Genomic DNA, 20,157 nt, shown 5'->3' on the forward strand with positions numbered 1-20,157 from the left:
GTCACCAAGCTGGTGCCGTTCGGCGCGTTCGTCCGGGTCGAGGAGGGCATCGAGGGCCTGGTGCACATCTCCGAGCTGGCCGAGCGCCACGTCGAGATCCCCGAGCAGGTCGTGCAGGTCGGCGACGAGATCTTCGTCAAGATCATCGACATCGACCTCGACCGGCGCCGCATCAGCCTGTCGCTGAAGCAGGCCAACGAGGGCGCCGTCGGGATCGACGAGGAGGACTTCGACCCGACCCTGTACGGCATGCCCGCCGAGTACGACGAGCAGGGCAACTACAAGTACCCCGAGGGCTTCGACGCCGAGACCGGCGAGTGGCTGGAGGGCTTCGACGAGCAGCGCGAGACCTGGGAGCGGCAGTACGCCGAGGCCCGCGCCCGCTTCGACGCCCACCGCCGGCAGATCGAGGAGGCCCGCAAGGCCGAGGCGGAGGCCGACACCGCGCCCGCGGGCGGCGGCGGCGAGACCTCCTACTCCGGCGGCGGCGAGAGCGAGTCCGGCGGCGGTGCGCTCGCCACCGACGAGGCGCTCGCCGCGCTGCGGGAGAAGCTCTCCGGCGGCCAGTAGCCGCACCCTCCTCCGGCGGCCCGCCCGCCGGTGACGAACAACACGAGCACGGCCGGAGAACGATCTTCAAGATCGGCCTCCGGCCGTGCTTCGGTTGCGCCACCATGGCGGGGGAGACCCGCGTCCCCCGACGCGTCACCGCACCCCGAAGGTCCGCTCGTCCCCCGGGAGCACTCGTTCAATTGGCCAGCACAGAAACCGGCGCCGCCGTCGGCACCAGGCCCGGCGGCCCCGCCGCGACCGGCCCCTCGATCGTCCCGCAGGGCCCAGCCCGGCTCGCCCTGATCGCCGTCACGGTCGCGGTGCTCGCGCAGACGCTGCGGTTCTCCCTGCCGCAGCTCGACCACTTCGCCGACAAGGCCGGCATCGCGGTGGCCGCGGCCGGCCTGCTCGCCATCTACCTCGCCGGGCTCCTCGCCCCGCTCATCCGCCGCGCCGCCGGGCCGCGCGGGCTGCTGCTCGCCGGCGCCGGCGGGCTGTTCGCGGTCCGGCTGCTCGCGCAGGCCATCGACCCGCGCACCTGGCTGGCCTTCGCCGGCACCGCCATCGGCATGATCGCGCTCGCGGCGCTGTACGAGGGCGCCCGCGGCCTGTCCGGCGTGGGCTTCGCCACCGCGGCGGTCGCCGGCCTCGCGATCGACACCGCGGTGCGGATGTGCTTCGCCACCTGGGACCCCGTCTGGCGGGACGGGCTCGGCCCGTGGCTGGCGTGCCTGGCGTTCGTCGGCGCCGGCGCCGCCGCCCTCTACCGCGAGCTGGCGTCCGGGCCGGTCGCCGCGCCGGGCGTGTCCTGGCGGGACGCGCTGGGCGCCGCGGCGCTCGGGCCGTTCCTCGCCCTGCAGATCCTCGTGCTGTCCAGCCCCGCGTTCGTCGCGTCGTCGGGGTGGCAGTCGCTGACCGGCGCGCACGTCACGATCGTCATCGGGCAGGGGCTCGCGCTCGCGTTCCTCGCCTCCGGACTCGCCGTGCGGGCCGTGCCGGGCGGGGTCTGCGTCCTCGGCGGCACGCTCCTCGGGGTCGGCGCGGGCGCCGTCGCCGGGACGTACGCGGTCTCTGGCATCGAGGTCGTCCCCGTCGTGATCGCCGGCCAGGTGGCGGCGGCGTGGCTGCTGGCCGTGGCGGTCCGCGCGCCGCTGCGCCGCGCCGGCAGCGGCGGGCCGGTCTGGCGGATCGACGCCGGCGCCGCGCTCGGCGGCCTGCTCCTCGCCGGGATCCTGATCCCGTACCAGGTCAGCGCGGTGTCGCCGCTGCCGTTCCCGAACAACCTGCTGCCCGGCCTCGCCGGCATCCTGCTCGGCGCGCTCGCCGCGTTCGCCGCGGCCCGCGGCGGCCCGCTGCCCGCCCGCGCCCCGCTGCGCGCGCTCACCGCGGGCGCCGCCGCCCTCGTGCTGCTCGCCGGCACGCTGGTGTTCACCGTGGCCGCGCCGTCCGGCGAGGCGCAGCCCGCGGCCGCCGCCGGGGAGGTGCGGGTGCTCAGCTACAACATCCACGACGCGGTCGACCAGTCCGGGCAGCTCGACCCGGAGGGCATCGCCCGCGTCATCGAGGGCCAGCGGGCCCAGGTCGTGCTGCTCCAGGAGGCCGGGCGCGGGGCGCTGACGTCCGGCACCGCCGACGTCGGCGTGTGGCTGTCGCGGCGCCTCGGCATGAAGCTGATCTGGGGCCCGGCCGCCGACGGGCAGTTCGGCAACGCGATCCTGACGTCGCTGCCGGTGCGCAGCTCCGGGACGGGCCGCATGCCGCGCGGCGACTGGTCGCAGATCCGCGGCTACGTGTGGGCGCGGCTCGCCGTCGGCAAGACCACGATGGACGTGTGGTCGACGCACCTGGAGGGCGGCGACGACCAGGCCGCGGAGCGCTCCCGGGAGATCAGCGCGCTGCTGCGCGCCTGGGGCGGCGCGCCCCGCACGCTGATCGGCGGCGACTTCAACGCCGACGCCGGCAGCCCCGAGCTGGCCGCGATGACCGACGGCACCGACCTGCGCAGCACCGCCCTCGGCGGCGAGGCGTACCCGACCCGGCCGGACGGCGCCGTCCACGACTGGATCTTCGGGTCGGACGGCATCCTCGTCACCGACTACGAGGTGCCGAAGTCGGACGCCTCCGACCACTACCCGGTCGCGGTGACCGTCCGGATCGAGCGGTGACCGGACCGGGCGGCCGTCCGCCGCTAAGGTCGTCCCCATGAGCGCGGAGGCGGTCGTGATCGAGCGGGCGGTCCCCGGCGACGCCGGGGAGCTGCTGACCGTCCAGCGCGCCGCCTACGTCGCGGAGGCGCAGCTGTACGGCGACCCGTTCCTGCCGCCCCTGGTCGAGTCGGCCGAGCAGCTGCGCAAGGTCCTGGAGACGGACGCGGTCGTGCTGAAGGCCGTCCTCGGCGGCCGCCTCGTCGGCGCGGTCCGCGCCCAGTTCAGCGACCACACGTGCCTGGTGGGGCGGCTCGTGGTCGTCCCCGACCTGCAGGGACGCGGCATCGGGCGGCGCCTCCTCGCCGCCCTGGAGGCCGAGGTCGCCGGCCGGGTCGACGCCTGCGTGCTGTTCACCGGCCACCTCAGCGAGTCCAACCTGCGCCTGTACCGCCGCCTCGGCTACTCCGAGACACACCGCGAACGCGTCGCCGCGCACCTCACCCTCGTGCACATGCGCAAACCCCTCGTCCCTGCCGGAACGGGGTAGCCACTAGGGTGAGCCCGTGCTGAAAGTGGGACTCACCGGCGGAATCGGGTCGGGCAAGAGCGAGGTGTCCGCGCTGCTGGGCGAGCGCGGCGCGGTGGTCATCGACGCCGACGAGATCGCCCGGGAGGTCGTGGAGCCGGGCACCCCCGGCCACGCCGCCGTCGTGGCGGAGTTCGGCGCGGACGTCCTGCTGCCGTCCGGCGCCCTCGACCGGGAGAAGCTCGGCAGGATCGTGTTCGCCGACCCCGACCGCCTCGCCGCGCTGAACGCGATCGTCCACCCCCTCGTCGGCGAGCGCATGCAGGAACTGATGGACGCGGCCCCGGCCGGCGCCGTCGTCGTCTACGACGTCCCCCTGCTGGCGGAGAACGGCCTGGCCCCCATGTACGACGAGGTCGTGGTCGTGGACGCCCCCGAGGAGACGCAGCTCGAACGGCTCACGTCCCGCCGCGGCATGTCCGAGGAGGACGCCCGCGCCCGCATGGCCAACCAGGCGTCCCGCGAGGAACGCCTGGCCGTCGCCACCCACGTGATCGACAACTCCGGCACCCTGGACGACCTGAAGGCCCAGGTGGACGACCTCTGGGAGGCCCTCACCCGCCGCGCCGCCTCCCAGGACCCCGATTCCTAGGACGGGCGTCCTAGAACGGGGCGTCGAGTGGGAGGCGGCGGACCTCCTGGAGGTAGGGGTCCAGCTCGCCCGGTTCGAAGCGGCACATGCCGATCGCGTACCAGAATTCGGCGGTGGCGTCGCCCTCGAACTTGTAGCGGCCGTCCGGCGCGAGGGCGGCCCAGCCCTCGGCGAGGCCGAGGAGGGTGGCGCGGCGCGCGGGGGCGTCGCGGTCTGCGACGTCCCAGAGGATGATGGCGCCGTCGTCGCCGGCCGTGGCGAGGAGGGTGCCGTCGGGGCTGAACTCCGCCGACCAGATCCGCCGGGTGTGGCCGGTGAGGGTGTGCAGGAGACGCCCGTCGGAGGGGTTCCAGAGCCGGACCACCATGTCGTCGCCCGCGCTGGCGAGCATCTTCCCGGACGGGTGGAACGCCGTCGTCCACAGGCGGCCGGTGTGGGCGGTGAGGGTGTGGAGCGCCTGCCCGGTGGACGGATCCCACAGGCGGACGGTGCCGTCGTTGCTCGCGCTGGCGAGGGTCTCCCCGGAGGGTGAGAACACCACCCGGTACACGCGGTCGGTGTGGCCCCGCATGGCGGCCTTGAGTTCGCCGGTGCGGGGGTGCCAGAGGCGGACGAGGCCGTCGTCGCAGCCGGTGGCGAGGAGCGCGCCGCCCGGCTGGAAGTCGATGGAGCGGACGCGGCCGCGGTGGTCGGCGAGGTTGACGGTCTCCCGGCCGGTCGTCCAGTACCAGAGGCGGACCGAGTCGTCGTCGTTGGCGGTGGCGAGGACGTCCCCGGCGGGCGCGAACGCCTGCGCCCACACGTGGTCGGTCTCGACGTTCAGCTCCCGCTCGAAGGTCCCCGTCCCGGCCTGCCACAGGTGGACGCCGCCGTCGTTCGTGGCGGTCGCGAGCTGGGAGTCGCGCGTGTTGAACGCGACGGAGGTCAGGTTGTCGGCGACGCCGCGCAGCTCGCGGATCATCCGGCCGGTGCGCGGCTCCCAGAGCCGGACGAGGCCGTCGTTGCCGCTGGAGGCGAGCATCCCGCCGTCCGGGCTGAACGCGACCCCGGTGACGCGGCGGCCGTGCCCGCGCAGGACGACGCGGCACTGCCCGGTCTCGGCGTCCCACAGCCGCGCGGTGCCGTCGTTGCTGCTGGTGGCGAGCTGCGCGCCGTCGGGGCGGAACGCGACCGGCCACACCGCGCCGCGGTGCCCGGCGAGTTCGAGCCGCTGCCGCCCGGTCCGCGGATCCCACAGCCGGACCGACCCGGCGCTGTCGGCGGTGACGAGGCGGCCGCCGTCCGGGCTGAACAGCGCCTGGTAGATGCCGCCCTCGTGGCCGGACAGGACGCTGCGCCGCGCGCCGTCCGCCCAGATGCGGACCGAGCCGTCGGTGTCGCCGGTGACGAGGAGGTCCCCGCCGGGGTGGAACGCGATCGCGTAGACGCGCCCGGTGTGGCCGAGCAGCTCCTGCTCGATCTCGCCGGTGCGGATGTCCCAGAGCCGGACGACGCCGGCCTCGTCCCCGGCGGCGAGGACGGAGCCGTCCGGGTGGAAGACGGCGCGGAACACCGCGCCCCGGTGGCCGGTCAGCTCCCGCCGCAGCGCGCCCGCGGCGAGGTCCCAGACGCGCAGTGTGCCGCCCGCGTCGCCGGTGACCATGAGGGAGCCGGCGGTGTCGAACACCGCGGTGTAGACGGGCGCGGTGTGCCCGGACAGCTCGTGCAGGAGGGCGCCGGAGGCGGTGTCCCAGACGCGGATCGCGCCGTCCGCGGCGCCCGCCGCGAGGAGGTCGCCGCCCGATGGGGCGCGGCCGCCCAGCACGACCGGCCACACGCCTTCGGGGTGGACGGCGAGGACGTGCGCCGCGTGCCCGGTGGCGAGGTCCCACACCCGGACGGTGCCGTCCGCCGAGCCGCTCGCCAGCAGGTTGCCGCCGGAGTCGAACGCCACCGCGTAGGCGCGGTCGGTATGGCCCTGGAGCGTCCGCAGGGGAGTGCCCGTGACGGCGTCGCACACGAGGACGCCGCCGTCCTCGCTGCCCACGGCCACCACGGACCCGCCGGGGCTGTAGGCGAGCGGCTGCGGGAGGCGGCTGGTCGCGAAGTGGAACCCGTAGGGGACGCCGACCGCGGGCGGCGCGATCTGGATCTCGACGGGGCGGCCGGGCGCGATCGCGGCCTCGCGGAGTTCGGGCGCGGCGGCGATCCGGTCGGGGAGCACCGCGTCGATGAGGGCCGCGCGGGTCCAGCGGCCGCCGCCGACGGCGGCGTCGCGCAGGTCGGCGCGGGCGAGCCGCGCCCGGGACAGGTCGGCGCCGCGCAGGTCGGCCCCGGTGAGGCGCGCCTCGTCCAGCCGCGCCCCGGCCAGCGACGCGTCCCGCAGGACGGCCCCGGACAGGTTCGCGCCGACGAGCTGCGCGTCGGTGAGGTCGGCGCCGGTGAGGTCGACCTCCTGCAGATCGCGGTAGGACAGGTCCTCGCCCTGGAGGCGCGCCCCGCGCAGATCGGTGCGGGCCGGGGTGCGCAGCCGGGTCGTGACGCGGATCGCGTTGGCGCGGGAGACGTCGTCGGCGCCGGGGTCGGCGAGGACGCCGGCCGCCCAGTCCTGGCAGGCGCGCGTGTCGGCGAGGTCGCACAGGAAGTCGACGCTGAGCCGGCTCAGCGTGCGGCGGCCGAGCGCCGCCGGCGTCGCGCCGCGCGCGAACTCGTCCGCGATGTGCCGCGCGACGAGCCACTCCATCACCGACGTGTGGATGAACCCGAACAGCCCGTCGTCGGTGCGGACGAGCAGGCTCCCGGCGCCGACGGCGTGCGTCAACTGGTGCGGCGACATCCGGCCGCCGGCGAGGCCGGTGAGGGTGTCGGCGACGTCGGCCAGTTCCGCGAGGCTGAGGAACTGGTCATCGCCCTCCCAGAGCCGCAGCGCGAGCGTGCCGACGGCCCGCCACATGTCGTCGGCCTTCAGCCCCGGCGGCCCGCCGGAGCCGCCGACCCGGTCGGCCTCGTAGGCGAGCCAGGCCGACAGGATCTCCTGGTACAGGTCGGCGGGCGACAGGGTGCGGCGGGCCCGCGCGACCGCGCGCAGCCGGTCCTCGGGCAGGTCGGCGATGAACGACAGCATCCGCGGGTTGGCGGTGAGGGCGAGCAGCTCCTCGATCCCGGCGAGCAGGGACAGGCGCGCCTCGGCGGCGTCCTCGTCCCCGTACCGGTTCACCAGGTAGGAGCGGACCTGCGGGGGCGCGAACTCCTCCAGGCCGAGGACGCGCCGGTGCGGCAGCACGCCGACCCGCTCGCCGAGGGCCGTCAGCACCTGCGCCTGCGACTTGAAGTGCTGCGTCCGGCTCGCCACCACGATCTTGGCCTTGTCCTGGGCGGCCTGCAGCAGCGTGTCGAGGTGGTCGGCGGCCTGGTCGTAGGTCATCCGGGTGACCAGCTCGTCGAACCCGTCGAACAGCAGCACGATGCGGCCCTGGCGGAGCATGTAGTGGAACGCCTTGAGGTCGATCAGCTCCTCGCCGTGGTTGGCGAGGTGCGCGGCGACCAGGCCGTCCACCGAGTGCGCCTTGTCCAGCGCCCGCAGCTCGATGAGGATCGGCACGACGTGCGGCAGCTCCTCGGGGATGCGGCGGGCCAGCTCGCGCAGCGCGAACGTCTTGCCGCGCCCGAAGTCGCCCAGCAGCAGCACGAACCGGCCGTGGTCGGCGGCCAGCAGCCGCAGCATCTCGCCGACGGCGTCCTCGCGGACGGTCCCGGCCGGCGCCGCGCCCTCGCCCGGCGCCTGGAACCGGTCGAGCTCCCGGAACCGCTGCGGGACGTACAGCGACGGCGGGTACTGCCCGTCGGCGGACAGCCGCCGCGTCTGCGCCGCCACGTACTCCGACAGGTCGAGCAGGCCCTGGAACTCGGTGAGGCTGCGCACCCGGACGCCGCGCCGCAGCGCGTCCTCGCGCAGGGACCGGGCGGGCGGCGGCCCCACGAACACCAGCTCCGACCCGTGGTCGGTGCCGTCGGCGTGGACCTGCCGGACGAACGCGTCGACGTCCGCCTCGGTGACCTGCCCGACGTGGGCGCCGATGCGGTACTGCCGGACGAACCCGTCCTCCAGGTGGGTGAGCAGCAGGTGCGGCGGGTCGGCGCGGCCGTCCTCGCGCGGGGCCGGGACGATCCGCCGGATCGTCGCCCGCTCGAACCGCGTCTCGCACGCCTCGGTGAGCCGGTCGAGCAGCCGCGCCGCCGGGTCGGGGACGGGCTCGGCGGCGCCGTCCGGGGCGGGCCCGATCTCCGGTGCGGGCGGGGCGGGCGGCGCCTCCGCGCGCGGCGCCGGGAACGTTCCCGCGGTGCCCGGCCAGGGCCGGTCGAGCCGCTCGGGGCCGCGCCGCTCGGCGTCCTCGGGGATCCAGCGCTCCAGGCCGTCCCGGCGCAGCACGACGATCTGGTGGCGCCCCGGGCCGAGCGCGGGGACGGCCGGGACGCCCCGGCCGCCGAGCAGCGGGACGGCGCCGAACTCCGACTCCGTCCCCTGGAAGAACACGTTGACGTGGCCGCCGAGCAGCATCTCCACGGTCTCCGGATCGCGCAGGGCGCCCGGCTCCCCGGCGATGGGGGTGTGCTCCACCGCGGCGAGGCGGAGCCAGCCCTCGTCCTCGAAATGGCGGAGCCGCTCGTTGAACCAGGCGGCCTGCGCGCGGCCCACCTGCCCGTAGCGGTCCTCCTCGCGGTGCGTCTGCGGCAGCGTCGAGTTGAGGCCGGCGACCACGACCCGCAGGTCCGGGACGGGGAACAGCGTCCACGGCTGCGCGCTGTCGAAGATCAGCGCGTCGATGCCCTGGTAGAACTCTCTGAACAGGCCCGCGTAGTGCCGCCATTTCGGCCAGTACGGCGGCTGCGGCTCGATGTCGTCGGCCTCGCAGCCGGCGAAGTACGCCCGGCACGCCGCGCGGGTGACGTCGTGGGTGCCCGGCACGACCACCACGCGCTGCGCCTCCAGGCCGAGCAGCGCCCGCAGGCCGGTCAGGAACGACAGCGCCTCGGCGAACTCCTTGCGGCTGCCCGAGTGGGTGATGTTGCCGGTGACGATGAGCAGGTCGGGGCGGGGCACGCCGGAGTCGGCCAGCCGCGTCACGTCGCTCCAGATGCGGTCCTGCAGCTCGGTGGCGGTGGTCGGCTCGCCCGGCTCGGCGAGCGTCCGGCCGAACCGGGGGCCCGAGACGTGCAGGACGCTGACGTGCTCGCGCGGCTCGGGCCCGGAGCCCGCCGCCGGGAACGCGGGCGCGGCGACGGGCGCCCGGCGCGCCGGCCGCTCCCCGACCGGCCCCTGCGGCCCGTCAGGCGCTTCCAGACGCCCCGGCAGGACGCCGCCGCCGTCCGGTGCGGAGGCCGGTGCGGAGGGGCCGCCGCCGGGGAACACGGGGCCGTCCAGGGGCCGCGCGTGGCCGGCGAGGGCCTCCCGGATGCGCCGCATCAGCAGCCCGCGCGCCTCGTCCGGGTCGTCGATCCCCACGAGGTCCACGTAGGTGATCGTGGACAGCAGCCCGTCGATGGGGCAGTCCTCGATCCGGACCGTGACGAGTTTGCGGGCCGGGTCGTCGGGGTCGGCCCGCAGCGCCGCCATCCACTCCAGCCGCCCGTACCGGGAGCGCAGGTAGTTGCGCGACAGGACCGCCACCACGGCCTTGGCCTCCGACAGGCCCCGGTCCATGAAGTCGATGAAGTTGGTCCCCGGCACGAAGTCCCACGCCTGCATCATCGTCCGGTGCCCGGCGGCCTCCAGCTGCCACGCGATCCAGGACGCCCACCGCTCGTCGGCGGGGGAGTAGCTGATGAAGAAGTCGGTGGGGCGCTCCTGTGCTGTGCGGCCGGGGGGTGTCATGCCGCCAGTATCGCGCGGCGGGCCGCGCGGAACAGGGTCCCGGGGACGTTTTTCGATCTTGGCGGGCGGGCGGGTCGTGAGATCATGGCGGCCGTGCCGCCCCCGATGCAGACCCTGCGCCGCACCGCCCGCTCCCTGGGCGTACTCGACCGGATCCGGATCGGGGTCCTCGCGGCCGGGCTCGTGTTCGTCGCCACCGGCCTGCTCCCGGCCGGCACGGCGCGGGCCAGTATCGGCCGGATCGCGCCGCTGCTGCTGTTCCTGTTCAGCGTGATCGTCCTGGCGGAGCTGACCAAGGAGGCCGGGGTCTTCGACGCGATCGCGCAGCGGATGGCGCGCGCCGGGCGGGGGAGCTACGCGGCGCTGTTCCTGCTGTGCGTGGCGTTCGCGTCGCTCACCACGGTCTTCCTGAACCTCGACACGACCGCGGTGCTGCTGACCCCCGTCATGCTGGCGCTGGCGGCGCGCGCGGGGATCGCGACGCTGCCGCTGGCCATGACGACGGTGTGGCTGGCCAACACCGCGAGCCTCCTGCTGCCGGTGTCGAACCTGACCAACCTGCTCGCCGCCGACCGGGTGGCCCTGGAGACCCGTGCCTTCGCGGCCCGCATGTGGCTGCCGCAGCTGGCGGTCCTGGCCGTCACGATGGCGCTGCTGTGGGCGTTCTACTGGCGCCGCCGCATGCGCGGGGAGGACGCCTACGACCCGCCCGACCCGGTGCCCGTCCGCGACCGCGTGCTGTTCTCCGCGACGGGGGGCGCGTGCCTGCTGTTCATCGGCGCGATCCTCGCCGGCGTGCACACCGGCGTGCAGCTCGGCGTCGCCGCGACCGCCGCCGCCGCCGTGGCCGCCGCCGCCTTCGCGGTGCGCGACCGGTCGGCGCTGCGCCCCGCGCTCGTCCCCTGGCAGCTCATGGTGTTCGTCACCGGGCTGTTCCTCGTCGTCCCCACGCTCGAACGGTGGGGGCTGGACGACGCGATGCGGGCCCTCGTCGGCCACGACGGCGACGCCGCGGGGGCCTTCCGGGCGGCGTTCTCCGGCGCGGGCCTGTCGAACGTGCTCAACAACCTCCCCGCGTACGTGGCGGGGGAGTCGGCCGTACCGGCGTCGAACAAGGAGCAGCTCCTCTCCCTGCTCATCGGGACGAACGTGGGGCCGGTCATCACCCCGTGGGGTTCGCTCGCCACGCTGCTGTGGTTCGAGTGGTGCCGGCGGTGGGACGTGCGCGTACCGATCCGCAAGTTCGTCCTGACGGGGGCCGTCCTGGCGGTCCTGGGCTGCGCCGCCTCGGTGGGCGCGCTCCTGCTGACCGGCCGGGCGGGCTAGAGGACGACGCGGAAGCTGCCGTCCGGCATGGCTATGGAGGCCGTGGTCTCCAGGAGGCGGTCGAGGAGGTCCGGGCGCGCCGCCACGAACCCGAGCTCGGACGCCGGGCGGTCGATGCAGAGCTCGTAGGGGCCGCCGTCCAGGCGGCGGAACTCGGCGCCCGCCTCGGCGGCCAGCAGCGCCCCGGCGGGCAGGTCGACGATCTCGGGCAGGTAGCCGACGATGCCGTCGATGTCCCCGCGCGCGAGCATCGCCCAGCAGACCAGCGGCGCCCACAGCTGGAGCATGCGCGCGGACCGCTTCTCCAGGGCCGTGCGCATGGTGAACGCCACCAGATCGTTCGGCTCGACCTGGTGGCCCTGCGTCCATGCCAGGACCGGGTGCTCCTCCCGGCCCGGACGCGGCCGGTCGGGCAGCGTCAGGAGCGACTCGTCCGGCCCCAGCGCGCCCTTGCCGCGGATCGCCGACCACGTGCGGCCGGACACCGGGTCGTGGACGACGCCCAAGACCGGTTCGGCGCGCGCGCACAGCGCCAGGCCCACCGCGTACACGGGCATCCCGATCGCCACGTTGTTGGTGCCGTCCAGCGGGTCGACGAGCCACACCATCTCCTCGCCCGGCGCGCCGTCGAGGACGCCGGACTCCTCCGCGATGATGCGGTGCCCGGGATACGCGGCCCGCAACCGGGCGAGGATCACCTCCTCGGCGGCCGTGTCCAGCGCCGTCACCACGTCCGGGCCCGCGCCCTTCGGGCGGATCTCCAGCGGCTCGCCCGCGCGGGCGCTCAGCAGGGCGCCCGCCGCCTCGGCGGCGTCCACCGCCACGGCGCGGGCCTCGGAGAGATCGACCGGGACGGCCGCTGACGGGGTCGGGGGTCTCATCGGGCCTCCTGCGGGTCCGGGCGGCGGCCTACCGGCGTGCCGAGCAGTGGGCGGCGGCGATCCTGGCCGCGCACCGGCGCAGGGCGCGCTCGGTCCCGGCTTGATCGGAACGGGACCGGCGCACGCGGTGCGTGGGCGTGCCGAGCGGGCCGAGCGACAGGTCGCCGCCGCCCGGCGTCTGCCGGCCGAGGGCGACCGTGGCCGCGTCCCGGCCGCCCTCGATGAGGGTGCTGTGGAACACCCCGGCGGGCAGGGTGTACGACTCGCCCGTGCGGTGCGCGGCGGAGCGGTGCGGGGCGCAGTCGACGGCGCGCCCCGTCGCCCTCAGCTCGTCCACGTCGCCGTGGCTGATGACCTCGAAGACCTGCTGCGACGCCGTCCCGGCGGCCTCCGCCACGTCCATCCGCACGTTCCGCACCGTCCCGTACAGGACGAAGCTCAGCAGGTCCCAGCTGTGGCAGTGCACCGGCGAGGTGGTGGTCGGCGCGGGCCGCACCTCCGGCGTCCAGATGTGCAGGCACACGCCGAGATCGCCGGTGCGCTCCACCGGGAGGCACAGGAAGCCCAGCGGGTGCCGCACCGCCGGGACGTGCGGCGCGCCCGCCGCGATGCCGTCCAGGATCTCGCCGAGGACGCGCCCCGCCCACGCCGGCAGCGTCCGCGCGGCGGTCCCGGCGCGGATCTCCTCCCGGATCTCGGCGTACCTCACTCGTAGGGGTCCTTCGCTCGCAGCGCCTTGCGGATGATCTCGATGACGTCGCGGTCGGTGTAGCCGGACGCCAGCTCGATGCCGATCACCTCGAAGAGCTTGCGGACCTGCTCGACCGTCGGCTCCTCGTCCAGCGGCGCCAGCCTCGCCCGCTCGACCGGGACGCGGCGCGCCTGGTCGAGGCTGGTCTGCAGCTCCGCGCTCACCCAGCTGTAGTAGAACTTGTTGCTGTCGACGACCAGGGCCTCGCCGCGCGGGTCGTCCCGGGTGACCACCACCCGCGACGACGCGAGGTCGTACCGCAGCGTCGTCATGGTCTGCGCCAGGCCGATGTCGATGTCGAGCATCGCGAACCGCTGCTTGTGCCAGCACGCCGCGAGGATCGTCGCGTACGCCTCCTTGCGGGTGCGCTCCACCGTCCACGGCTCGCCCGTCGCGTCCGGGCCGTCCGACACCGAGCGGCGGTGCCGGGCGTACGCCTCGCACACCTCCACGTTGGAGGGGTCGAGGATCTCCACCCGGAACAGCAGCGTGCGCCGCTCCCTGCGGGCCGCCGCCACGCACTCGGGCAGCGTGCGGGCGCGGATGTAGGTGCCCGTCCCGCCCTTGAAGAACCACCGGTCGGTGTCGCGGCGCGCCTCCTCCAGGACGTGCGCGACCTGCGCGCCGCCGATGACGCGGACCACCGTCGACTCGTCCAGCGCGCGCTTGGTGCCGGCCAGGACGTCCTCGAAGCTCTCGACGCGGGTCAGCTTGGCGCTCAGCTCGCCCAGCGTGGCCGACGACGACCGCAGCGTGTCGCGGACCTCCGCCTCGACCGGGATGCGCCGCCCCCGGTCCCGCAGCACCGACGTCGCCAGGAGGCCGATCACCGCGAGGATGCCGCTGTTGGTGATCTCGTCCTCGTTCGGCAGGTTCACCCCGAGGCCGAGCACGGCGACGACGATCGCCAGCACCAGCGCGATCACCGCGTCGGCGTTCTTCCCGAGCCAGTTCGTGAAGCGGGTCATGTTCGGCTGGCACCCCGTCCTAGTCGCGCCGTCATCGTAACCACAGTGCAACGAATGCGGAAAAGCCCGGCCGGTAAGGGCTTCGGTCACTTGCGCGATCGACGGTCGGCCTGATCGCCATAGACTCTTCGCATGCGCGTACGGGGCCGCTGGGCGGGGGCGTGGGCGGGGGCGTGGCCGACCCGCCGCTCACGCGCGCTCGACGTCTTCCTCGCCGTCTCCCTGGCCGCCGGCGACGCCGTGTTCCTGTGGTTCTCCGACCAGAGGTTCTGGCTGCCGCCCTGGGTCGTCTCGGCGTGCAGCGTCGTCCTCGGGCTCGCGCTGGTCGTGCGGCGCGTCCATCCCGTCGGCCTCGCCCTCTTCCTGCTCGTGTTCGGGACGGTCACCGGGGCGGGCGTCTTCGCCACGCTGGTCATCCTGTACTCGCTCGCCGCGTACGCCCCGTCCCGCCGGACGGTGCTGACGATCGCCGCCGTCACCTACGCCGCCGGGCTGGCGTTCCCGTCCCCGACGGCGGCGACGGAGACCTTCGCCGCGCAGGCGATCTTCGGCATCGCGTTCGTCGCCGTCCCCGTCCTGCTGGGCCTTTACATGGGTGCGCGCAAGCAACTCCTTGCATCGCTCCAGGAGCGCACGGCCAGGCTCGAACGCGAACAGCACCTCCTCGCGGAGCGCGCGCGGGGAGAGGAACGCACCCGTATCGCGCGGGAGATGCACGACGTGGTCGCCAACCGGATCAGTGTCATGGTCGTGCACGCGGGCGCGCTCAAGGCGATCGCCGGCCGCGACCCCGTCCGGGCCGCCGAGACCGCCGGCGTCATCGGGGACATGGGCCGCCAGGCGCTGGAGGAGCTGCGGCACGTCATCGGAGTCCTGCGCCAGGGCGAGCATGCGCTGCCCCAGGAGGCGGTCACGCTCGCCCACGTCCGCGAGCTCGTCGGCCAGTCCGGCGCCGCCGGCCTCCGCGTCGACATGTCGGTCAGCGGCGAGGAGCGCCCGATGCCCTACGCCGTGGGGCGGACGCTCTACCGCCTCGTCCAGGAGGCCCTCACCAACGTCCACAAGCACGCCGGGTCCGCCGACACCCGGGTGTCCCTCGGCCTGCTGCCCGAGGCGATCGAGGTGTCGGTCGTCAACGACCCGCCCACCGCCCGGCCCGAGCACCGGCTGCCGAGCGGCGGGAACGGCCTGGTCGGGCTGCGCGAGCGCGTCCACGCGCTCGGCGGCAGCTTCGAGGCGGGGCCCCGCGAGGGCGGCTACGCCGTCCGGGCCCGGCTGCCGCTGCCCGCCTCCTGACCGGCGGGGACGGGCCGCGCACCGGCGCCGGCCGGGAATGTCGCAGGCCCTGCATACAGTTGTCAGAGCAGGTAGTACGCCGGGACAGGGGAGTGCCGATGCGTCCAGTCACCGACCTGCGGCGCCGCGTCGCGCCGTTCGAGGTCGTCACCGAGATGAAGCCGTCCGGCGACCAGCCGCAGGCGATCGCCGAGCTGGCCGACCGCATCCGGCGCGGCGACAAGGACGCGGTGCTGCTCGGCGCCACCGGCACCGGGAAGACCGCCACGATCGCGTGGCTGGTGGAGAAGCTGCAGCGGCCCGTCCTGGTCATGCAGCCGAACAAGACGCTCGCCGCGCAGTTCGCCAACGAGCTGCGCGAGATGCTGCCGAACAACGCCGTCGAGTACTTCGTGTCGTACTACGACTACTACCAGCCCGAGGCGTACATCCCGCAGACCGACACCTACATCGAGAAGGACTCCTCGATCAACGACGAGGTCGACCGGCTGCGGCACTCGGCGACCAACTCGCTGCTCACCCGCCGCGACACCGTCGTCGTCGCGTCGGTGTCGTGCATCTACGGCCTCGGCACGCCGCAGGAGTACGTCGACCGGATGGTGCGGCTGCACGTCGGCCAGGAGATCGACCGCGACGACCTGCTCCGGCAGCTCGTCGGCATGCAGTACACCCGCAACGACCTCGCGTTCACCCGCGGCACGTTCCGGGTCCGCGGCGACACCATCGAGATCATTCCGCAGTACGAGGAGCTCGCCGTCCGCATCGAGATGTTCGGCGACGAGATCGAGAAGCTCGCCACCCTGCATCCCCTCACCGGCGAGCTGATCACCGAGGACGACGAGCTGTACGTGTTCCCCGCCTCGCACTACGTCGCCGGGCCCGAGCGGATGGAGCGGGCGATCCGCGACATCGAGGCCGAGCTGGAGGAGACCCTCGCCGCAATGGAGCGGCAGGGCAAGATGCTGGAGGCGCAGCGGCTGCGCATGCGCACCACCTACGACATCGAGATGATGCGGCAGGTCGGCACCTGCTCCGGCATCGAGAACTACTCCCGGCACATCGACGGCCGCGGCCCCGGCTCGGCCCCCAACACCCTCCTCGACTACTTCCCGGAGGACTTCCTCCTCGTCATCGACGAGTCGCACCAGACCGTCCCGCAGATCGGCGCCATGTACGAGGGCGACGCGTCCCGCAAGCGGATGCTGGTCGAGCACGGGTTCCGGCTGCCGTCCGCGATGGACAACCGCCCGCTGAAGTGGGAGGAGTTCCTCGACCGCATCGGCCAGACCGTCTACCTGTCCGCGACGCCCGGCCCCTACGAGCTGAACCGCGTCAAGGGCGACGTCGTGGAGCAGGTCATCCGCCCGACCGGGCTCATCGACCCCGAGATCGTCGTCAAGCCCACCAAGGGCCAGATCGACGACCTCATCCACGAGATCCGCGAGCGCACCGAGCGCGACGAGCGCGTCCTCGTCACCACCCTCACCAAGAAGATGGCCGAGGACCTCACCGACTACCTCCTCGAACTCGGCATCCGGGTCCGCTACCTGCACAGCGAGGTCGACACCCTCCGCCGCATCGAGCTGCTCCGGGAGCTGCGCACCGGCGAGTTCGACGTCCTCGTGGGCATCAACCTGCTCCGCGAGGGCCTCGACCTGCCCGAGGTCTCCCTGGTCGCGATCCTCGACGCCGACAAGGAGGGCTTCCTGCGGTCCGAGACGTCCCTCATCCAGACGATCGGCCGCGCGGCCCGCAACGTGTCCGGCCAGGTCCACATGTACGCCGACACGGTCACCCCGTCGATGGAGCGGGCGATCGACGAGACCAACCGGCGCCGCGCCAAGCAGCAGGCCTACAACGCCGAGCACGGCATCGAGCCGACGGCGCTGCGCAAGCGGATCGCCGACATCCTCGACTCCCTCGCCCGCGAGGACGCCGACACCGAGACCCTCATCGGCGGCGCCGGCCGCCAGCAGTCCCGCGGCAAGGCCCCCGTCCCCGGCCTGGCGTCCAAGGCCCGGGAGGTCGGCCGCCACGCCGCCGACCTGGTCGGCGACCGGCCCCGCGAGGAGCTGGAGGCGCTGATCGAGCAGATGACCGAGCAGATGCACCAGGCCGCCGCCGACCTGCAGTTCGAGCTCGCCGCCCGCCTCCGCGACGAGATCAAGGAGCTCAAGCGCGAACTCCGCGACATGAAGGAGGCCGGCGTCAAGTGAGCCGGCCCCCGGGCGGCGGGGCGAAGCCGAGCACGACGCGGTCTTCGACGGGGCGGTAGCCGAGGCGCCGGTAGATGCCGTTGCTCGTCGGGTTGGCGAGGTCGGTGAACAGCACGACGTGCTCGGCGCCCGCGTCCAGCGCGCCCTGGGTGACGGCGGCGGTGACCGCCGCGCCGTAGCCGCGGCGCCGGTGCTCCGGCGGCGTGTACACCGGCGCCACCCTGGCCATGCCCGCGACGACCTCGGTGCGTCCCGCCATCGCCACCGGCCTGGCGCCGACCTCCCAGAAGACCACCCCGCCCGCCGCGATCCTGCCGTCGACCAGCCCCGGGTTCGCGCGCCTGGGCTCCCCGGCGTCCGCGTAGAACGCGGTGAACCACTCCATCGCCAGGCCGCGGTCGGCGCCGCCCGCCACCCGCGCGGCGCCCTCGGGCGGCGGAGCGGGGGCGTCCAGGCGGCCGAGCCGGTAGAGCCGCTGCCGCATCGCGACCGTGCTCGCCGCCCCCGTCCTCTTCGTCCACGCGTCCGCGAACGCCTCGGCGGCCTCCGGCGCCCCGTTGATCCCGGACACCGCCGCGCCCCGCCCGGCCAGCGTCTCCGCCAGCTCCGCGGCCGCCGCCTCCGGCATCGCGCTCAGCATCGGCGGGTGCGCGCCGGTCCACAGGCACGCGCCCGCGACCCGCCCGCCCTCCGTCCACCAGCCGAGCAGCGCCTCCCCGAAGAGGCCCGGGCCCTGGACGCGCATGGACTCGGTCACGGTCAGCGGCACGGTGTTCGCGACGGGATCGGCCCGCAGGAAGCCGCCCGCCCGCGCGAGGAACCCGTCGAGATCGTCGGTGAGTGTCCAGGCCATACCCGAGCATGCCCCCGCCGCCGCGGCGCCCGCATCCGGTTTTCCCCTGGAGGTTCGCCGAACGGGCGCGCCCGGGGGCCATGGCGGCATCCCGCCATGCCCCGCCTCGGCCGGAGTCAGGCGCGGCGGGGGCTGACGAGGCCGGACTCGTAGGCGAAGACGACCAGCTGGGCGCGGTCGCGGGCGCCCAGCTTGGTCATCGCGCGGCTGACGTGGGTCTTGGCGGTGGTCGGGCTGATCACCATGTGCGCGGCGATCTCGTCGTTGGACAGGCCGCGGGCCACCAGCGCGGTGACCTCGCGTTCGCGGTTGGTCAGCACGTCGAGGGCGCCGGGCGCGGGCTCGGGGCGGCGGGCGACGTACTCGCCGATCAGCCGCCGGGTGATCGCGGGGGACAGCAGGGCGTCGCCGCGGGCCGCGACGCGGACGCCCTGCACCAGGTCGGCGGGCTCGGTGTCCTTGACCATGAACCCGCAGGCTCCGGCGCGCAGGGCGTTGAAGACGTACTCGTCCAGGCCGTAGTTGGTGAGGATCACGACGTGGACGCCCGCCAGCCGCTCGTCGGCGGCGATCAGCCGGGTCGCCTCGATGCCGTCCATCACCGGCATCTGGACGTCGATGAGCGCGACGTCCGGCCGGTGCTCGACGGCGAGCGCGACGCCCTCCTCGCCGTTCGCCGCCTCGGCCACCACCTCGACGTCGTCCTCGATCTCCAGCAGGGCGCGGAAACCGCCGCGGATCAGCGCCTGGTCGTCCACGAGCAGCACGCGGATCACGCCTCGCCTCCCAGGGGGAGCTCGGCGCACACGGTGAAGCCGCCCTCGGGCCGGGGCTCGGCGCGGAGCCGCCCGCCGAGCGCCGCGACGCGCTCGCGCATCCCGAGCAGGCCGGTGCCCGGGACGGGCGGCGCGTCCGGGTCCGCCTTGCCGTCGTCGTCGACCCGCACGACCAGCCCGCCGGGGGTGTAGTCGATGCGCACCTCGGCGGACGCGCCGCCCGCGTGCCGGGAGACGTTGGTGAGGGCCTCCTGGACGATCCGGTACGCGGCCCGGTCGACCTCGGCGGGCAGGTCGCGCCGGGTGCCGGAGACCGTCACGGTGGCGGGCAGCCCGGTCGAGCGGGCGCGTTCCACGAGGTCGTCCAGGCGGTCCAGGCCGCTGGCGACGGCCTCGTCGTCCGGCCCGCCGGGGTCGCGCAGCACCTCCAGGGTGGCGCGCAGCTCGCGCATCGCGTCGCCGCTGGCCTCCTGGACGGCCAGCAGCGCGGGCGGCACCTCCTCGCCGCGCCTGCGCGCCACGTGGACGGCGACGCCCGCCTGCACCTTGATGATCGAGATGCTGTGCGTGAGGGAGTCGTGCAGCTCGCGGGCGATGCGCAGCCGCTCCTCGCCCGCGCGGCGCCGGGCCGCCTCCTCGCGGGTGCGCTCGGCCTCCGCGGCTCGCCGCTCGACCTCCTCCAGGTACGCCTGCCGGTGCCGGGTCACCGTCGCCGCCACGCCGGCCGCCACGAACCAGCCGAGCAGCAGCGAGGTGTTCTCCAGGCCCTCCACGGGCCCGTCGGCGCCGGGCAGGTTCACCGCCAGGTCGGCGCCGAGGAAGGCCGCGGCCGCCAGCGCCGCCGCGGGCCAGCGGCCGGCCCTGGCCGCCCCGAACACCGCGACCAGGACGGGGAAGACGGCCGAGGGGCCCGGCTGCACGTGCACGGCGACCGCGAGCATGCAGGGCGTGCCGACGAGCAGCGCGGCCAGCGGCGCGCGCCGCCACGCGACGACCGCGAGCGAGCCGGCGAGGGCGAGCACGACGTCCAGCGGGCCCGAACCCGCCGTGAAGATCACGAAGAGCACCGGCAGGACGGCCACCGCGGCGGCGAGCAGGCCGTCCTGGGCGAGCGGCGGCAACCGGTCGATGAACCTCATCTGGGTAGGTTAAGCGGCTTTTCCGCCGGGGTCCTCCGCCGCACGTCGCAATGGACGAGTACTCCCGGGGATGTAGACGGGCGGAACCTGCTCCCCGGGTGCCGCGCGAAGGTGTCTTCCCCGGCAGGACGACCGCCGGCCGGTCCGGCCGTGACGATGTCCGGCATGACGATTAACGAAGCGACGACGAGGACGGCGGACGCCCGGCCGGACGCCCGGCCGG

Annotated in this window: 14 protein-coding genes; 7 read left to right on the forward strand and 7 right to left on the reverse strand. The window is 74.8% G+C overall.

Annotated features, from left to right (window positions below):
* The 4 genes from ACIWVC_RS04995 to coaE all read left to right on the forward strand — a co-directional run.
* A partial coding sequence (locus tag ACIWVC_RS04995; RefSeq protein WP_396453852.1) for a S1 RNA-binding domain-containing protein occupies window positions 1–570 on the forward strand: 570 nt, incomplete at its 5' end.
* Window positions 571–752: 182 nt separating this feature from the next.
* The gene (locus ACIWVC_RS05000) at window positions 753–2,717 is read left to right on the forward strand and encodes an endonuclease/exonuclease/phosphatase family protein (RefSeq protein WP_396445734.1); all 1,965 of its coding nucleotides are present in this window, start codon (window positions 753–755) and stop codon (window positions 2,715–2,717) included.
* A 37-nt stretch (window positions 2,718–2,754) separates the two neighbouring features.
* Entirely contained in the window at window positions 2,755–3,246 is a 492-nt protein-coding gene (locus ACIWVC_RS05005) for a GNAT family N-acetyltransferase (RefSeq protein ID WP_396445735.1), read from the forward strand.
* Between the two features lie 16 nt (window positions 3,247–3,262).
* Complete coding sequence (gene coaE, locus ACIWVC_RS05010) at window positions 3,263–3,877, forward strand: dephospho-CoA kinase (protein WP_396445736.1); 615 nt, start codon at window positions 3,263–3,265, stop codon at window positions 3,875–3,877.
* A gap of 10 nt (window positions 3,878–3,887) precedes the next feature.
* Here coaE and ACIWVC_RS05015 read toward each other — a convergent pair whose 3' ends face one another.
* Window positions 3,888–9,728 (reverse strand): TIR domain-containing protein, encoded by a 5,841-nt coding sequence (locus ACIWVC_RS05015; RefSeq protein ID WP_396445737.1) that lies wholly within the window; start codon window positions 9,726–9,728, stop codon window positions 3,888–3,890.
* Window positions 9,729–9,821: 93 nt separating this feature from the next.
* Between ACIWVC_RS05015 and ACIWVC_RS05020 the strand changes: the two genes are divergently transcribed.
* Window positions 9,822–11,054, forward strand: a complete 1,233-nt coding sequence (locus tag ACIWVC_RS05020; RefSeq protein WP_396445738.1) for an SLC13 family permease — start codon at window positions 9,822–9,824, stop codon at window positions 11,052–11,054.
* Here ACIWVC_RS05020 and ACIWVC_RS05025 read toward each other — a convergent pair.
* From ACIWVC_RS05025 to ACIWVC_RS05035, 3 genes are read right to left on the reverse strand one after another with little or no spacing between them, the layout of a single operon-like run.
* Window positions 11,051–11,935, reverse strand: a complete 885-nt coding sequence (locus ACIWVC_RS05025) for an inositol monophosphatase family protein (RefSeq protein WP_396445739.1) — start codon at window positions 11,933–11,935, stop codon at window positions 11,051–11,053. The genes ACIWVC_RS05020 and ACIWVC_RS05025 overlap by 4 nt on opposite strands.
* A gap of 28 nt (window positions 11,936–11,963) precedes the next feature.
* Window positions 11,964–12,644, reverse strand: a complete 681-nt coding sequence (locus ACIWVC_RS05030; RefSeq protein WP_396445740.1) for a hypothetical protein — start codon at window positions 12,642–12,644, stop codon at window positions 11,964–11,966.
* Window positions 12,641–13,654 (reverse strand): hypothetical protein, encoded by a 1,014-nt coding sequence (locus tag ACIWVC_RS05035; RefSeq protein WP_396445741.1) that lies wholly within the window; start codon window positions 13,652–13,654, stop codon window positions 12,641–12,643. The genes ACIWVC_RS05030 and ACIWVC_RS05035 overlap by 4 nt, the downstream gene beginning before the upstream one ends.
* Before the next feature lie 132 nt (window positions 13,655–13,786).
* Here ACIWVC_RS05035 and ACIWVC_RS05040 point away from each other — a divergent pair, with 132 nt between their 5' ends.
* Window positions 13,787–14,950, forward strand: a complete 1,164-nt coding sequence (locus ACIWVC_RS05040; protein ID WP_396445742.1) for a sensor histidine kinase — start codon at window positions 13,787–13,789, stop codon at window positions 14,948–14,950.
* A 98-nt stretch (window positions 14,951–15,048) separates the two neighbouring features.
* Window positions 15,049–17,166 carry an excinuclease ABC subunit UvrB gene (gene uvrB, locus ACIWVC_RS05045; RefSeq protein ID WP_396445743.1) on the forward strand — a complete coding sequence of 706 codons (2,118 nt, stop codon included), beginning with the start codon at window positions 15,049–15,051 and terminating at the stop codon, window positions 17,164–17,166.
* On the opposite strand, the gene ACIWVC_RS05050 is transcribed toward uvrB, so the two are convergent.
* The 3 genes from ACIWVC_RS05050 to ACIWVC_RS05060 form a co-directional block, all read right to left on the reverse strand.
* Window positions 17,159–18,019, reverse strand: a complete 861-nt coding sequence (locus ACIWVC_RS05050) for a GNAT family N-acetyltransferase (protein WP_396445744.1) — start codon at window positions 18,017–18,019, stop codon at window positions 17,159–17,161. The two genes, uvrB and ACIWVC_RS05050, sit on opposite strands and share 8 nt — an antisense overlap.
* Window positions 18,020–18,135: 116 nt before the next feature.
* The gene (locus tag ACIWVC_RS05055; RefSeq protein ID WP_396445745.1) at window positions 18,136–18,795 is read right to left on the reverse strand and encodes a response regulator; all 660 of its coding nucleotides are present in this window, start codon (window positions 18,793–18,795) and stop codon (window positions 18,136–18,138) included.
* Entirely contained in the window at window positions 18,792–19,934 is a 1,143-nt protein-coding gene (locus tag ACIWVC_RS05060) for a sensor histidine kinase (protein WP_396445746.1), read from the reverse strand. The genes ACIWVC_RS05055 and ACIWVC_RS05060 overlap by 4 nt, the downstream gene beginning before the upstream one ends.
* Window positions 19,935–20,157 lie beyond the last annotated feature (223 nt).

The organism is Actinomadura sp., assembly GCF_044508335.1.
GTDB lineage: Bacteria > Actinomycetota > Actinomycetes > Streptosporangiales > Streptosporangiaceae > Spirillospora.

What these genes read in the sequence shown, in the direction of transcription:
- ACIWVC_RS05005 (WP_396445735.1), top strand. Translation starts at nt 2,755, where the DNA reads ATGAGCGCGGAGGCGGTCGTGATCGAGCGGGCGGTCCCCGGCGACGCC.
- ACIWVC_RS05015 (WP_396445737.1), bottom strand. Translation starts at nt 9,728, where the DNA reads ATGACACCCCCCGGCCGCACAGCACAGGAGCGCCCCACCGACTTCTTC.
- ACIWVC_RS05025 (WP_396445739.1), bottom strand. Translation starts at nt 11,935, where the DNA reads ATGAGACCCCCGACCCCGTCAGCGGCCGTCCCGGTCGATCTCTCCGAG.
- ACIWVC_RS05035 (WP_396445741.1), bottom strand. Translation starts at nt 13,654, where the DNA reads ATGACCCGCTTCACGAACTGGCTCGGGAAGAACGCCGACGCGGTGATC.
- ACIWVC_RS05040 (WP_396445742.1), top strand. Translation starts at nt 13,787, where the DNA reads ATGCGCGTACGGGGCCGCTGGGCGGGGGCGTGGGCGGGGGCGTGGCCG.
- uvrB (WP_396445743.1), top strand. Translation starts at nt 15,049, where the DNA reads ATGCGTCCAGTCACCGACCTGCGGCGCCGCGTCGCGCCGTTCGAGGTC.
- ACIWVC_RS05050 (WP_396445744.1), bottom strand. Translation starts at nt 18,019, where the DNA reads ATGGCCTGGACACTCACCGACGATCTCGACGGGTTCCTCGCGCGGGCG.
- ACIWVC_RS05060 (WP_396445746.1), bottom strand. Translation starts at nt 19,934, where the DNA reads ATGAGGTTCATCGACCGGTTGCCGCCGCTCGCCCAGGACGGCCTGCTC.